A 14,316-nucleotide genomic window follows, 5' to 3' on the forward strand; every position below is an offset into this window, starting at 1 on the left:
ATCAAATAGGCCATGCCGCAACGGTTTCCACGTCCAGAATTGCTCTGCAACCGTCGTAGGTTAGCATCCGCGCTGTTTGCTGGGCAATAGATTGCGCAAAGCCGAGACGTCAAAAAGCCCACCCCAGTGGCGACGTGCTGGGGTGGGCTCTCTGCGGTAGCACTATGCGCTGCGGCGGATTCCGCGCTTGAGTAGTAGCTCGCGTTCGGACTCGCTCAGCCCGCCCCAGATGCCGTAGGGCTCACCGACGGCCAGGGCGTGCGAACGGCACTGGGCGATCACGGGACACCGGCGGCACATCTCCTTGGCGCGCATCTCGCGCTGGGCGCGGGCGCGCCCGCGCTCGCCGTCGGGGTGGAAGAACATCGACGATTCAACGCCTCGGCAAACACCCTGCATCTGCCAATCCCAGATGTCAGCGTTCGGTCCCGGAAGCTGCTGCGGCTGTGGCAATGGAAACCCCTCCCTACAGACCCGACGCCGCCCATGGGATGCGGTGGGTCGCGGAAACAAATCCGAGCACAGTCGCCGATGACTACTCGTGCACACAACGTAGAAGGGCTTCCGAATTGCCGTCAATAGTCCGGCGGTGTGCTGAACCGCATAACCGCAGGCAGAAAATTTACATCACGTTCATCGAAGTGATTTGTAGCCAACGGGTCTGGTGATAGACATCGCCGTCACCTCGCGCGTTGACCCGTGATTTCCAGTGAAACCGTGCGTGAGACCTGACAATCAGCAACGTTTGTCCGGTGCGTCAGAAACGTTTTCGTAACACGCCATCTATGAAGTGTTAACTACCGCGATTTTCCGGCTGCGTCCCGGTTGATACGGTCGCGATCCGATGAGCACCGGTGCCGCGATCCCCGCAAACGACCTCGAGGTCGCGGCGTTCGGCGCCGATCCCGGCATGTGGCCTCTGCCGCCTGCGGCAGTCCCACGCGAACTGTGGTTGCGGGCGGTCGCTGCCGGCGGGCAGGGGCGCTATGCAGGCGCGCTGGCCGACCTGGACCGGCTCCACCGGTTACCGATCTCCGACGCGCTGTCGTCGCTTGCGCTGAGCACTCGGGCCTCCTTCCTTCGCCAGCTCGGCTGGCATGACGTCGCGCGGTCCTGGGATGGCCGGGCGGCCGCGGCGGCGGGTTCCGGTGAGGCGGGTGCCGACGCGCTGATCGGTCTGGCCGCGGACGCCCTGGGCGTCGGCCGGTTCGCGGCCTCGCAGCGAGCCCTGGATCTGGCGGGCGACGTCGTCGCCGGTGCCGGGTCGCCGCGGTCGGCCGTGCGGCTGGCCTGGGTGTCGGCGGAGCTGGCCATGTTCCGCGGTGACGGCGCGGGAGCAGTTGGCCACGCCGGGCGGGGCGTGCACCTCGCGACGGCCTTCGGCTCGGTGCGCCACAGCGTGAAGTCGCGGGTCGTCCTCGCCGCCGCGCTGTGCAGCGCCGGAGACCTCGAGGCAGCCCGCGGTGAGGCCGGCGCGGCGCTGTCCGAAGCCCAGCGGCACGGGCTCGTCCCGCTGCTCTGGGCGGCGGCCTGTCTGCTCGCCGATATCGGCGCCGAGGGCCTCTCGGCGGCCCAGATCCGGGAGCTCCGCGACGAGTCCGCCGAGACCGTCGTCAGATGGGGCGGCGTGTGGCGTCCGTGGTAACCGGGTTGTGCCCACCTTGATCGTTATTGTTTAGCTGAGTTGTCGCCGACTGGCGCCGACTTGTACGGCCACCTCCCCTCCGGGATGTGTCCCCGACGTAACGCTGGAGAGCCTGCTCACGATGACAATTTCGGGAGAACGTCTCGATTCTGTCGTCGCTGATGCGGTGGCCGGCAATCGGGACGCACTCCGGGAGGTGCTGGAGACCATCCGCCCCCTCGTCGTCCGGTACTGCCGGGCGAGGGTGGGAACCGCGGAACGCAGCGGTCTGTCAGCTGATGACGTTGCTCAGGAGGTGTGCTTGGCCGCCATTACGGCGCTGCCGCGTTACAAAGATCAGGGACGACCATTCCTGGCCTTCGTGTACGGCATAGCAGCGCATAAGGTTGCTGACGCCCACCGGGCTGCCGGACGGAACAAATCGGACCCGATGGACGTGGTTCCGGAACGTCTTTCCGGCGAGGCCGGGCCCGAGCAGATGGCCATCGATTCGGAGTCCGCGGCGCGCATGGCGACGCTGCTGCAGGTGCTCCCCGAGAAGCAGCGGGAGATCCTCATCCTGCGCGTGGTCGTCGGCATGAGCGCCGAAGAGACCGCGGACGCGGTCGGTAGCACCGCAGGCGCGGTGCGCGTGGCCCAGCACCGCGCGCTGTCCAAGCTGAAGGCGGAGATCATGGCGACAGGACGTGACCATGCCTGACTTCGGACGCTGGAACGCCAACGGTGGCGACCCGTCGCTCAACGAGATCAACCGCACCGACCAGTTCCTCGACGCACTCGCGTCACAGCAACCCGTCTACGCCACCGACCGGGGCGAGGCCGAGCTGGCGCAGCTGCTAGCCGGCTGGCGCGACGACGTGCGCGAAACCCCGATGGGGCATGTGGCCACGCCGCAGGACGCCGCGGCCGCACTGGACCGGGTGACCTCACCCGCTCCCCGCCGGCGGTTCTCCTTGGCGGTGGTCGGCTCGGTCGCCGCGGCCATGCTGGCGATCGGCGGGTTCGGCGCGGTGATCGCCGGATCCGGCCCGGGCGATGCGATGTACGGCCTGCGCACCATGCTGTTCGGTGAGCAGGCGCAGACCCGCGACGACGCGGTGATCCTGGCCGCCCAGACGGAGATGCAGCAGGTACAGCAGCTCATCGAGCAGGGCGACTGGCAGGCGGCGCAAGCCAAGCTGGAGGCTGTCACCACCACGGTGGCGACGGTCAGCGACCTGGAGAGCAAGCAGGAGCTGGTCACCCAGTGGCAGGAGTTGACGGTCAAGGTCGAGGCCCAGGACCCTGTCGCGACGCTCCCGCCTGACGCGCCGCTGCCGACGTTCCCCGACGTGCCGGTGGTGGCCCTCGATCCGGGGACCTCGTCGACAGAGACCTCCGCGCCGTCTTCGGAGACCACGCCGTCGTCCTCGGAGACCACCCCCTCGGCAACCCCGACGACGTCGGCGCCGTCGGAGACGACCACCGCGGGTCCGTCAGAGACCTCCACATCGGTGGGTGCGACATCGTCTGTCCCGCCGTCGTCCGCGTCGACGCCGGCGCCGACATCCACCCCGTCGACGACCCGACCGCCGTCGTCCTCCCCGTCGTCTATTCCGCCGTCCACGACCACGACCCGTGCGCCGTCACCGACGTCGACGACGGTGGTGCTTCAGTCGACGACTGCGCCGCGGACCCCGCTCACCACGTCGACGCCGGTTGCCGCGCCGAGTCCGACGCCGACTCCGTCGCCCACACCGACAGCGGTGCCCACGGTCGAGGAGGAGACGCTGCCGTCACCGACGCTGCAGTTGCCGACGACGACCACACCGATCGTGGTGTTTCCGGCGCCGGGCGAACCGGGCTGAGATGCCCGGGGAGTTCAGCTGTCAGCGATAACCGTCGGGCTCCGACGTCGCTTCGTTGAGAGAGGCGTCGGCATAGCCACGGCAGTAGTCCCACGTGACGTAAGAGTCGGGCTCCGGATCGTAGGCCGGCTCGTGCGGACGGACCGTTCCGTCGACCAGAAGCTGCAGTAGGTTGGCGCGCAGCATGTCCCAATCGTGGTAGTGATCCTGCTGGCATTCGTCGCAGCAGACGACGAGTCCGCGAATTCCCTTGTGGGCCAGCAAGGCCTCGTACACGGCGAGATCGGCGAGATCTGCCTCCACCGCGGTGCGCTCCTGAGGATCGAGCGGCTGACCCGGTTCCAGGGCGTCGAGCGCCGCCGACGGATCGCTCGGATCGTCGGCGAACGGGTCAGGCGGCAATCCTGGTGGCAGGTGGTCTCGCACGTCACCAGACTACGCAGCCTCCCAGGTATCGCGCCAGCGCTTGACCGGCACGTCGCGGGGAACCAAAACCTGGTGCTCCGAGCCGATAAGATGTCCCTTTCAGGCCAGTCGCTCGCCTGATTCATCTGTTACCGGAGGCCTCAGCCATGTCGATCGCCGAAAGCAGCATCCCTCTCGCCCTCCCGGTGCCCACGGGGGGCGATGACCCGACCAAGGTGGCGATGCTCGGGCTCACTTTCGACGACGTGCTCCTGCTGCCCGCAGCGTCCGATGTGATCCCTGCCACAGCAGACACTTCGAGCCAGCTCACCCGCCGCATCCGCCTGCGGGTGCCGCTCGTCAGCTCGGCCATGGACACGGTGACCGAGTCGCGGATGGCCATCGCGATGGCGCGCGCGGGGGGCATGGGCGTGCTGCACCGCAATCTGCCTGTCGCCGAGCAGGCTGGCCAGGTCGAAACGGTCAAGCGCTCGGAGGCCGGAATGGTCACCGATCCGGTGACCTGCTCGCCGGAAAACACCCTGGCCGAGGTGGACGCCATGTGCGCCCGGTTCCGGATCTCCGGTCTGCCCGTCGTCGACAAGGCAGGGCAGCTGGTGGGAATCATCACCAACCGGGACATGCGCTTCGAGGTCGACCAGTCCAAGCCCGTCTCCGAGGTGATGACGAAGGCACCGCTGATCACCGCCCAGGAGGGCGTCTCGGCCGAAGCGGCCCTGGGTCTGTTGCGCCGCAACAAGATCGAGAAGCTGCCCATCGTCGACGGGCACGGCACGCTGACCGGGCTGATCACCGTCAAGGACTTCGTCAAGACCGAACAGTTCCCGCTCTCCACCAAGGACAGCGACGGCCGCCTGCTGGTGGGCGCCGCGGTGGGCGTCGGCGAAGATGCGTGGACCCGGGCGATGACGCTCGCCGATGCCGGCGTCGACGTGCTGGTCGTCGACACCGCACACGCGCACAACCGGGGCGTTCTGGACATGGTGCACCGGCTCAAGGTCGCCGTCGGCGAACGCGTGGATGTGGTCGGCGGCAATGTCGCGACCCGTGCGGCGGCCGCCGCGCTGGTGGCTGCGGGTGCCGACGCGGTCAAGGTGGGAGTGGGCCCCGGCTCGATCTGCACCACCCGGGTGGTCGCGGGTGTCGGTGCCCCGCAGATCACGGCCATCCTGGAAGCCGTCGCGGCGTGCGCACCGCACGGTGTGCCGGTGATCGCCGACGGTGGGCTGCAGTACTCCGGTGACATCGCCAAGGCGCTGGCCGCGGGTGCGTCGACCGCCATGCTGGGATCGCTGCTGGCCGGAACCGCGGAGTCGCCGGGAGACCTGATCCTGGTCAACGGCAAGCAGTTCAAGGGCTACCGCGGGATGGGGTCGCTCGGCGCGATGCAGGGCCGATCCAGCGCAGGCGCCGGGCCTTCCCGCAGCTACTCCAAGGACCGCTACTTCCAGGACGACGTGTTGAGTGAGGACAAGCTGGTGCCCGAGGGCATCGAGGGCCGGGTGCCGTTCCGCGGCCCGCTGTCGACCGTCATCCACCAGCTCACGGGTGGATTGCGGGCGGCGATGGGGTATACCGGCTCGGCGACCATCGAGGCGTTGCAGCAGGCGCAGTTCGTCCAGATCACCGCGGCCGGACTCAAGGAGAGCCATCCGCACGACATCACGATGACGGTCGAGGCCCCGAACTACACCACCCGCTAGGGTCTGCAGGGGCCAACCAGGGGAGTGAACATGCGAGACATGGTGGAAATCGGCATGGGCCGGACCGCCCGTCGCACCTACGAACTCGGCGACATCAACATCGTGCCGTCGCGGCGTACCCGCTCGTCCAAGGACGTGTCCACATCGTGGCAGCTCGACGCCTACCGCTTCGAGATCCCGGTGCTGGCGCACCCCACCGATGCACTGGTGTCCGTCGAGTTCGCGATCGAGATGGGTCGGCTCGGCGGGCTGGGCGTACTCAACGGCGAGGGTCTGCTGGGCAGGCACGCCGACGCCTCCGACAAGATCGCCCAGGTAATCGAGCTCGCCGAGAACGAGCCCGACCCGGCGGCGTCCACCCGTCTGCTGCAGCAGCTGCACTCCGAACCGATAGATCTGGATCTCCTCGGGGCGGCCGTCGCGCGGATCCGGGAAGCCGGGGTGACCACGGCGGTACGTGTCAGCCCGCAGAACGCGCAGGCGCTGACCCCGACGCTGATCGCGGCGGGCATCGACCTGCTCGTCATCCAGGGCACCATCATCTCGGCGGAGCGGGTGGCCAAGGATCACGACGCCGCGGGTGAACCGCTCAACCTCAAGACCTTCATCTCCGAGCTCGACGTGCCGGTGGTGGCGGGCGGCGTGCTCGACCACCGCACCGCACTGCATCTGATGCGCACCGGCGCGGCCGGGGTGATCGTGGGCTACGGCTCGACGTCCGGGGTCACCACGTCCGACGAGGTGCTCGGGATCAGTGTCCCGATGGCCACCGCGATCGCCGACGCCGCCGCAGCCCGCCGCGAATACCTCGACGAGACGGGCGGCCGGTACGTGCACGTGCTCGCCGACGGCGACATCCACACCTCCGGCGACCTCGCCAAGGCGATCGCCTGCGGCGCCGACGCCGCGATGCTCGGCACCCCGTTGGCCACGGCGGCAGAGGCACTCGGCGGGGGCTGGTTCTGGCCTGCCGCGGCGGCGCACCCGTCACTGCCGCGGGGCGCGCTGCTGCAGGTGGCCGACGAGGACCGGCCGTCGCTGGAGCAGGTGCTCAACGGGCCGTCGGACGACCCGTTCGGCTCGCTGAACCTGGTCGGCGGCCTGGCCAGGTCCATGGCCAAGGCCGGCTACTGCGACCTCAAGGAATTCCAGAAGGTGGGGCTCACCGTCGGCAGGTGAGCACGGTGACCGGCGCTACTGCAGGCTCCGCAACGTCCGCGTCAGGTAGTCGTCGATCAGCCCGGACCGCCCGGTCGAGTCGTCCGTGGTGATCAGCAGCGCGTACAGGCCGAGCAGGAAGTAGATGGCACTGTTCATCGGAGTCACGTCGGCCGCGATGTCGCCGCGCTGCTGGGCCGTGGCGATCTTCTCGGCCAGACCGACGATCAGCGGGTGATCGTCACCCTGTTCGGCGGGCGGCCGGGTCGGTGAGAAGTGCAGGGCCAGAAAGTCTTTGAACAGCAGCGCGCCCAGTCGGTGCTCGAGGTCCATCACCAGACGCACCGACTCGCGAAGTACCGACGGCAGGTCGTCGTGCTTCCTGGCGAAGGTGGCGAACCCCTTCGCGATGCGGGCCTCTTCACGGCGCTCGAGCTCGAGCAGAACGTGTTCCTTGGTGGGGAAGTGGAAATAGAACGTGCCGTGGGCGACGCCGGCCGCCCCAACGATGGCCCCGACGTCGGCGTCGGCCATGCCCGCCCGCGTGAACTCGACGATCGCCGCGCCCATCAGTCGCTCCCTGGTCTGCAGGCGTTTCGCCTCACGCGCAGTGATGCGGTCGGTCACAGCTCCAGACAGTAATCGGTGCCGAAGTTAGGGTCGGCTCTCTAGCTGGTTACCGACGGGTAAGTTCATACTGGGGTGATGAAGCCTGACTATGACGTGCTGATCATCGGCTCGGGGTTCGGCGGCAGCGTGAGCGCGCTGCGACTGACCGAGAAGGGTTACCGCGTCGGCGTGCTGGAGGCAGGCCCGCGCTATGCCGACCAGGATTTCGCCAAGACCTCGTGGAATCTGCGCAAGTTCCTGTGGGCGCCGCAGTTCGGCATGTACGGGATCCAGCGCATCCATCTCCTGCGCAACGTCATGATCCTCGCCGGTGCGGGCGTCGGCGGCGGGTCGCTCAACTACGCCAACACGCTCTATGTGCCGTCGGAGCCGTTCTTCAACGACCCACAGTGGCGCGACATCACCGACTGGCGTGCGGAGCTGATGTCCCACTATGACCAGGCGCAGCGCATGCTCGGCGTCGTCACCAACCCGACGTTCACCGACGCCGACCGCATCATGAAGGAGGTCGCGGAGGACATGGGCGTCGGCGACACCTTCGTGCCGACGCCGGTCGGCGTGTTCTTCGGCCCCGACGGGGAGAAGGCGCCGGGCAAGACCGTGCCCGATCCCTACTTCGGTGGGGCGGGACCAGAACGCACCGGCTGCATCGAGTGCGGGTCCTGCATGACGGGCTGCCGGTTCGGCGCCAAGAACACGCTGCTGAAGAACTACCTCGGGTTGGCGGAGAAGGCCGGGGCCACGGTGCACCCGCTCACCATGGTCACCAACTTCGAACAGCGCGCCGACGGGTTGTGGGAGGTCCGGACCGCCCGCACCGGCGGCAAGCTGCGGCGTCGCCGCAAGACGTTCACGGCCAATCATGTGATCCTGGCGGCCGGCACCTACGGCACCCAGAAGCTGCTGTTCAAGATGCGTGACAAGGGCAAGCTGCCCCAGCTGTCCGACAGGCTGGGCGTGCTCACCCGCACCAACTCCGAGTCGATCGTGGGCGCGGGCCGGCTGAAGGCGACCGACGACCTCGACCTGACCCACGGCGTGGCGATCACGTCGTCTATCCACCCCACCTCCGACACCCACGTCGAGCCGTGCCGGTACGGCAAGGGGTCCAATGCGATGGGCCTGCTGCAGACGCTGATGACCGACGGTGCCGGGCCGCTGGGCACCGACGTTCCGCGCTGGCGCCAGCTCGTCATCACCGCACGCAATGACCCGAGAGGCACGCTGCGACTGCTGAACCCGCGTCGCTGGAGTGAGCGGACCATGATCGCGCTGGTGATGCAGAACCTGGACAACTCGATCACCACCTTCACCCGCAAGACCAAACTAGGTTTCCGGATGCTGGACAGCAAGCAGGGTCACGGCGAGCCGAATCCGACCTGGATTCCGGTGGGCAACGAGGTGACCCGGCGCATCGCCGAGAAGATCGACGGCGTCGCGGGAGGTACGTGGGGCGAGCTGTTCAACATCCCGCTGACCGCGCACTTCCTCGGCGGCGCGGCGATCGGGGACAGCCCCGAGCGCGGTGTCATCGATGCCTACCACCGTGTCTTCAACTACCCGACACTCAGCGTCGTCGACGGGGCGGCCATCTCGGCGAATCTCGGTGTGAATCCCTCGCTTTCGATCACCGCCCAGGCTGAGCGGGCTGCGGCGCTGTGGCCGAACAAGGGCGAGGAGGATCTGCGGCCGGCCCAGGGCGAGCCGTACCGACGGTTGTCTCCGATCGCCCCGATCGCCCCCGTCGTGCCTGCGGATGCGCCGGCCGCATTGCGGCGTATCCCGATCGAACCGGTCAGCACGGCGGGGTAGCAACGGATATCAAGGCGCGGTAAACGTCACCGCGCTCCGCCCACGCCGATCGACTGCTTCCCAGTCCTGATCACACACCACAGCTCGCGACCAGCCATGACGATCTCGGCGTCACCCAAGCCGCCTGGTGCGGAATCGATGTCGGACAACGTGTCGACGACGACGCTGATTTCGACGTCGCTGCCGGCGCCGCTGATCACCACCCGCGCTGAGGTCGCGGCATGATCGAGGACATCGGCTAGTGGGGCGACCAAGGCGGTGATCTGCTCGGCGTCGAGGTGGGGTAGCGCGCCTGTCAGGTCTGTGACGACGTCCACGTGACGGGTTTCGACGCGGTCGATGAGCGGGCGCATCCGCTGCATCAGCGGGTGCTCGAATGTACTGGCCTGATCGAAAAGTGTTCGCAGTCGCCGGCACTCGGCCCGCGCTTGCATCTGCATGGTCGAGTCGACGTGCTGGCCGCGGGTCAGCGCGTCGAGCAACGGTACAACGTTGGCGACGATGGCCGCGTACCGGCGTTGATACTCCGTGCGCAGCGCCTGGGAGATCCGGTCGCGGGTGAGCAGGCGCTGGCGCGCCTCGTTCTCGGCCTCCACCGCAGTGGCTGCGTCGCGCATCAGGCCGTTGAACACCAGTGCGAACAGCTGGACGCCGAGGATGCTCGCGCTACCGAGTCCAATGTTGACGAGGATCTCTGACGACGGATCACGAATGACGATCACCGCGCTGTTGATCACCCAGTAGCCCACCAGGATCGAAACCCCGGCCCGGGTGGGAAGGGCGAGCATCAGGGGGATCACACACCAGCCGATCGCGCCCTGCGCCCAATGGGCGTACCCGAGGAGCTGGTCCTCCGCCAGGAGCGCAGGTTGGGCTATCGCCACGGCCACCATTGCGAGTGCCGCGCCCCAGGCGTATGTCCAGTGCTGCCACAGTATTCCGGGTACCGCCGCGAGGGCACTGAGCGCGGCCACGATGCCGAGCATGACGTCGATGGTCGCGAACGGGCCCGTCGGGTAGGCCGCGGGCACGGTGACGGCGAGGTTCACCAGTGCATAGACGGTCAACGCCAGCCCGTATCGGGTCTGCGTGCGGACGACGAGCCGGTCCGGGTCGACGGACGGCGGGCTGACGGGGGGAGGTGGCGAAGAGGACCAGGACAGCTCGGTCACCGTGCCGCCGCCCGGCGTGGACGCGATGCGGGCCTGTCCGCGGGCACGTTTCATCCGGCCGATGATGGAGTCGTCGATACCGTGACCCCGACGTGGCACATCGACATCGAACCCGATGCCGTCGTCTGCGAGCCGCACTGAGGTGTCGGAGACCGTGACGCGCAGCGTCGAGGCGCGGGCATGCCGGTCAACGTTGGTCATGGCTTCGCGCGCAGCGGCGATCACAGGATGTGCGACCTCACCGGACAGCCAGAGCCGCTCGCGTCCGTCGAAATCGACCGGCGTCGACAGGTGAGCGGCGCAGTCCCGCAGTGCCGCAACGAGTTCGACCCGGGGTGGCGGGGCCTCCCATGCGCCTGCGTTGAGCAGGTGCAGGTCCCGGCGAGCCTGTGCCGCCAATCTGGCCGCAGGCAGAGACGGACCTTGGCCGACCATGAGCAGGGTGGAGGCGGCAGTGTCGTGCAGCAGGGCGAGCTGCTCGCGTTCGTAGTCGCGGACCGCGTCGCTCACCTGTTCGGCAACCTCGGCCTCCTCGCGGTCATGCCGCGCCTGGTCTATGGCACCGGCCACCCGGATGAGCATGACCCGGATGACGGATGCCGTCGCACACTGGACCACGAAGTAATGCAGCGCGGAGACCGCAGACAGGTTCTCCCATCCGGTCACGGCGGCTGCGCCGTATGCATATGCGGCGGCGATGCCCAGGGTCATCGGGATACTCGCGTACGCCGACACGGACACGCAGATACTCACGACGGCCGTGCCGGCGATCGCCTGGGGGGCGGTGTTGGACACGTAGAAATCGGGGTCGGGAACCAATGCCGGGATGGCAAGGCAGACCGCGAGCACGAGGAGGTAGTCCACGGCCAGCCACGCGGCCTTGCCGGACCGGGTGAGGACGCGATACAGCGACCATGTCGCCAGGATGGCCAACAGCCATGTGCCGGGGGAGAGCGCCGGCGACTCGGGATCGGCGAGCGCGATCGAGGCGACCCCGAGGTTGATGGAGTTGCGCATCAGCAGGCCTACGTAACCCGCCCGGCTCATGATCTGATCCCGGGCGGGATATCCCCCAGTCGTGCGGCTCGTCGCCACGGTCCTCCCCAGCGAACCCAACGCCCTCTGAGCGATACGTTAGTCTGCTCCACCCGCACCGGCACTCATCGCACCCGCGGCGAGTTGTCGGTCAAACGTATCAATCGTCGATCTGGGCTTGGCCGGTCGCAGCGATGGTTCCTAGTGTTCAGGTAGCGCCGGTACGGCGCGCGATACGACGTCCAGGCGCGCGATTCGCGTGCCGGTTGGCGAAGTTCGCAACTTCGCCGGGGTTTCCTCTCGCGCGTGGTTGCGGGCTGGGCTTAAATACCTGCTGGGGATGGACACGCGTCGAAAAGTGTCCAGGGGTGGAGGTGCTGGGGAATGTCCCGCGAAGATGATGCGCGGAACGAGGTAGTCCGGATCGCGATCATCGACGATCACGATGTCGTGCATGCGGGGATCCAGGCGTGGTGTATTGAAGCTGACCCGCCCATCGATCTGGTGGGCAGTTTCATGCGGCCGGCTGAATACTTCGCTACATATCCCGGTACCTCCAACGATGTGGACGTGGTCCTGCTCGATCTGCAGATCGAGGGCAACAGGCCCGATTTCGAGACGTTGTCGAAGCTCTCCGACCGGGATCAGCGGGTGATCGTGTACTCGCACATCACCACCGACGAGGTGATCCTGACGTGCCTGGAACTCGGTGCGGTGACCTACCTGGTGAAGTCCGAGGGCAAGCGGCACCTGATCGAAGCGATCCACTCCGCACACAGCGGTACCCCCTACGTCGGTCCGCGCATGGGGAAGGCGATGCTCAGCGACGGCAACGGGGGCCGCATCAAGCTCACCGAACGAGAGAAGCAGGTCCTCGTCGCGTGGTTCCAGACCGAGAGCAAGGACCTCGTCGCCAAGCGCCTCTTCATCGCACCGACCACTGTGCGCACGCACCTGCAGCGGGCCCGCGCGAAGTACGCCAGTGTCGGGCGATCGGCCTCCACGAAGTCGGCGCTTCTGGCCCGTGCCATAGAGGACGGGATCCTCAGCCTCAATGACCTTTACTAATGCGATTCGTTCGTTCGGCCGACAGACAGTCGAGGCACCCCTGGCTAACGTGTTGGGTGCTCGGGGGAGCCAATGTGGTCGCCGGTAGCGCTGCAGTGACGGACCGGCGGCAAGGGGGTTCGCCGGACCGGTCGGCGCTCCGGCGATCACGTTGACCGAATGGCTAACTAGACTGGCCCGGTGGAATCTGCAGCCCCCCGCCCCGTCCTTGTCGTCGATTTCGGCGCGCAGTATGCGCAGCTGATCGCGCGGCGCGTCCGTGAGGCGCGGGTGTACTCGGAGGTCATCCCGCACACCGCGTCGGTCGAGGAGATCAAGGCCCGCAACCCGCGCGCGGTGGTCCTCTCCGGTGGCCCGGCCAGTGTGTACGCCGACGGGGCGCCGCAACTGGATCCGGCGCTGTTCGACCTCGACGTGCCGGTGTTCGGTATCTGTTACGGGTTCCAGGCGATGGCGCAGGCGCTCGGCGGCACCGTCTCTCACACAGGCACCAGTGAATACGGCCGCACCGAGTTGAAAGTGGCGGGCGGAGAACTGCATTCAGACCTCCCCGAGACGCAGCCGGTCTGGATGAGCCACGGGGACGCGGTCACCGAGGCGCCCGACGGGTTCGAGGTGGTGGCCACCAGCGCCGGTGCACCGGTGGCGGCGTTCGAGAATCGCGGCCGCAGACTCGCCGGTGTGCAGTACCACCCCGAGGTCATGCACAGCCCGCACGGCCAGCAGATCCTGAGCCGTTTCCTGCACGAGTTCGCCGGCATCGACGCCGCGTGGACGCCGGCCAACATCGCCGATGCCCTGGTCGAGCAGGTGAGCGCCCAGATCGGGGACGGACGCGCCATCTGCGGACTGTCCGGCGGCGTGGACTCCGCGGTGGCCGCGGCACTGGTCCAGCGAGCCATCGGCGACCGGCTGACCTGTGTATTCGTCGACCACGGCCTGCTGCGGGCCGGAGAACGGGCGCAGGTGCAGCGCGACTTCGTCGCCGCGACCGGCGCCAACCTGGTGACCGTCGACGTCGAGGAGCGCTTCCTGGAGGCGTTGTCGGGAGTCACCAACCCGGAAGGCAAGCGCAAGATCATCGGACGGGAGTTCATCCGCGCCTTCGAGGGGGCCGTGCGCGATGCGCTCGGCGCCGCGGACGGTGAGGTGGAGTTCCTGGTGCAGGGCACACTGTATCCGGACGTGGTGGAGTCTGGTGGAGGCTCGGGAACCGCCAACATCAAGAGCCACCACAACGTCGGCGGCCTGCCCGGTGACCTGAAGTTCACACTCGTCGAACCACTGCGGCTGTTGTTCAAGGACGAAGTGCGCGCGGTGGGGCGGGAACTCGGCCTGCCCGAGGAAATCGTTGCCCGGCAACCTTTCCCGGGGCCCGGTCTCGGGATCCGGATCGTCGGCGAAGTCACCGCCGACAGGCTCGACACGCTGCGGCGGGCGGATGCGATCGCGCGCGAGGAGCTGACCTCGGCCGGGCTGGACCACCAGATCTGGCAGTGCCCGGTGGTTCTGCTGGCCGACGTGCGGTCGGTGGGTGTCCAGGGCGACGGCCGCACCTACGGCCACCCGATCGTGCTGCGCCCGGTGTCCAGCGAGGACGCCATGACGGCCGACTGGACACGGGTTCCGTACGAAGTGCTGGAACGGATTTCGACCAGGATCACCAACGAGGTGCGCGAGGTGAACCGGGTGGTGCTCGACGTCACGAGCAAGCCGCCGGGCACCATCGAGTGGGAGTGAGGCGCGCGGGCTCGCGCATCACACTGCGCTGCGGGGGATTTGCGGAAATCCTTGCCGAAAATTGATCTTGAATAGATACT

General features: G+C 67.7%; 12 protein-coding genes. 8 read left to right on the forward strand and 4 right to left on the reverse strand.

Annotated elements, in window-relative coordinates; translation table 11 throughout:
* Nucleotides 1-162: 162 nt before the first annotated feature.
* Nucleotides 163-453, reverse strand: coding sequence for a WhiB family transcriptional regulator (locus EL337_RS06060; RefSeq protein ID WP_048630149.1), 291 nt, complete (start codon nt 451-453; stop codon nt 163-165).
* 391 nt (nt 454-844) lie between these two features.
* Between EL337_RS06060 and EL337_RS06065 the strand changes: the two genes are divergently transcribed.
* The 3 genes from EL337_RS06065 to EL337_RS06075 all read left to right on the forward strand — a co-directional run bounded on the left by EL337_RS06065 (nt 845) and on the right by EL337_RS06075 (nt 3,492).
* On the forward strand, nt 845-1,645 hold the full coding sequence (locus EL337_RS06065; protein WP_048630150.1) for a hypothetical protein: 801 nt from the start codon (nt 845-847) through the stop codon (nt 1,643-1,645).
* A gap of 121 nt (nt 1,646-1,766) precedes the next feature.
* Nucleotides 1,767-2,345, forward strand: coding sequence for a sigma-70 family RNA polymerase sigma factor (locus EL337_RS06070; RefSeq protein ID WP_126316502.1), 579 nt, complete (start codon nt 1,767-1,769; stop codon nt 2,343-2,345).
* On the forward strand, nt 2,338-3,492 hold the full coding sequence (locus tag EL337_RS06075) for an anti-sigma-D factor RsdA (RefSeq protein ID WP_048630833.1): 1,155 nt from the start codon (nt 2,338-2,340) through the stop codon (nt 3,490-3,492). The genes EL337_RS06070 and EL337_RS06075 overlap by 8 nt, the downstream gene beginning before the upstream one ends.
* 21 nt (nt 3,493-3,513) lie before the next feature.
* On the opposite strand, the gene EL337_RS06080 is transcribed toward EL337_RS06075, so the two are convergent.
* The gene (locus tag EL337_RS06080) at nt 3,514-3,918 is read right to left on the reverse strand and encodes a DUF5319 domain-containing protein (RefSeq protein ID WP_048630151.1); all 405 of its coding nucleotides are present in this window, start codon (nt 3,916-3,918) and stop codon (nt 3,514-3,516) included.
* 146 nt (nt 3,919-4,064) lie between these two features.
* Between EL337_RS06080 and guaB the strand changes: the two genes are divergently transcribed.
* Together guaB and EL337_RS06090 are read left to right on the forward strand one after the other, a co-directional pair.
* Nucleotides 4,065-5,621 (forward strand): IMP dehydrogenase, encoded by a 1,557-nt coding sequence (gene guaB, locus EL337_RS06085; protein WP_048630152.1) that lies wholly within the window; start codon nt 4,065-4,067, stop codon nt 5,619-5,621.
* 30 nt (nt 5,622-5,651) lie between these two features.
* Nucleotides 5,652-6,800, forward strand: coding sequence for a GuaB3 family IMP dehydrogenase-related protein (locus EL337_RS06090; RefSeq protein WP_048630153.1), 1,149 nt, complete (start codon nt 5,652-5,654; stop codon nt 6,798-6,800).
* A 15-nt stretch (nt 6,801-6,815) separates the two neighbouring features.
* On the opposite strand, the gene EL337_RS06095 is transcribed toward EL337_RS06090, so the two are convergent.
* Nucleotides 6,816-7,349 (reverse strand): TetR/AcrR family transcriptional regulator, encoded by a 534-nt coding sequence (locus EL337_RS06095; RefSeq protein WP_197724257.1) that lies wholly within the window; start codon nt 7,347-7,349, stop codon nt 6,816-6,818.
* A 135-nt stretch (nt 7,350-7,484) separates the two neighbouring features.
* On the opposite strand from EL337_RS06095, the gene EL337_RS06100 reads away from it, so the two are divergent.
* Nucleotides 7,485-9,221, forward strand: a complete 1,737-nt coding sequence (locus EL337_RS06100) for a GMC oxidoreductase (protein ID WP_048630155.1) — start codon at nt 7,485-7,487, stop codon at nt 9,219-9,221.
* A gap of 26 nt (nt 9,222-9,247) precedes the next feature.
* On the opposite strand, the gene EL337_RS06105 is transcribed toward EL337_RS06100, so the two are convergent.
* Nucleotides 9,248-11,440 carry a sensor histidine kinase gene (locus tag EL337_RS06105; protein WP_048630156.1) on the reverse strand — a complete coding sequence of 731 codons (2,193 nt, stop codon included), beginning with the start codon at nt 11,438-11,440 and terminating at the stop codon, nt 9,248-9,250.
* Nucleotides 11,441-11,812: 372 nt separating this feature from the next.
* On the opposite strand from EL337_RS06105, the gene EL337_RS06110 reads away from it, so the two are divergent.
* Together EL337_RS06110 and guaA are read left to right on the forward strand one after the other, a co-directional pair.
* Nucleotides 11,813-12,496: a response regulator transcription factor gene (locus tag EL337_RS06110; protein WP_048630157.1), complete on the forward strand. Its 684-nt coding sequence runs from the start codon at nt 11,813-11,815 to the stop codon at nt 12,494-12,496.
* Nucleotides 12,497-12,676: 180 nt separating this feature from the next.
* Nucleotides 12,677-14,236: a glutamine-hydrolyzing GMP synthase gene (gene guaA, locus EL337_RS06115; protein WP_048630158.1), complete on the forward strand. Its 1,560-nt coding sequence runs from the start codon at nt 12,677-12,679 to the stop codon at nt 14,234-14,236.
* Nucleotides 14,237-14,316 lie beyond the last annotated feature (80 nt).

Source organism: Mycolicibacterium aurum, assembly GCF_900637195.1.
GTDB classification, from domain to species: Bacteria; Actinomycetota; Actinomycetes; order Mycobacteriales; family Mycobacteriaceae; genus Mycobacterium; species Mycobacterium aurum.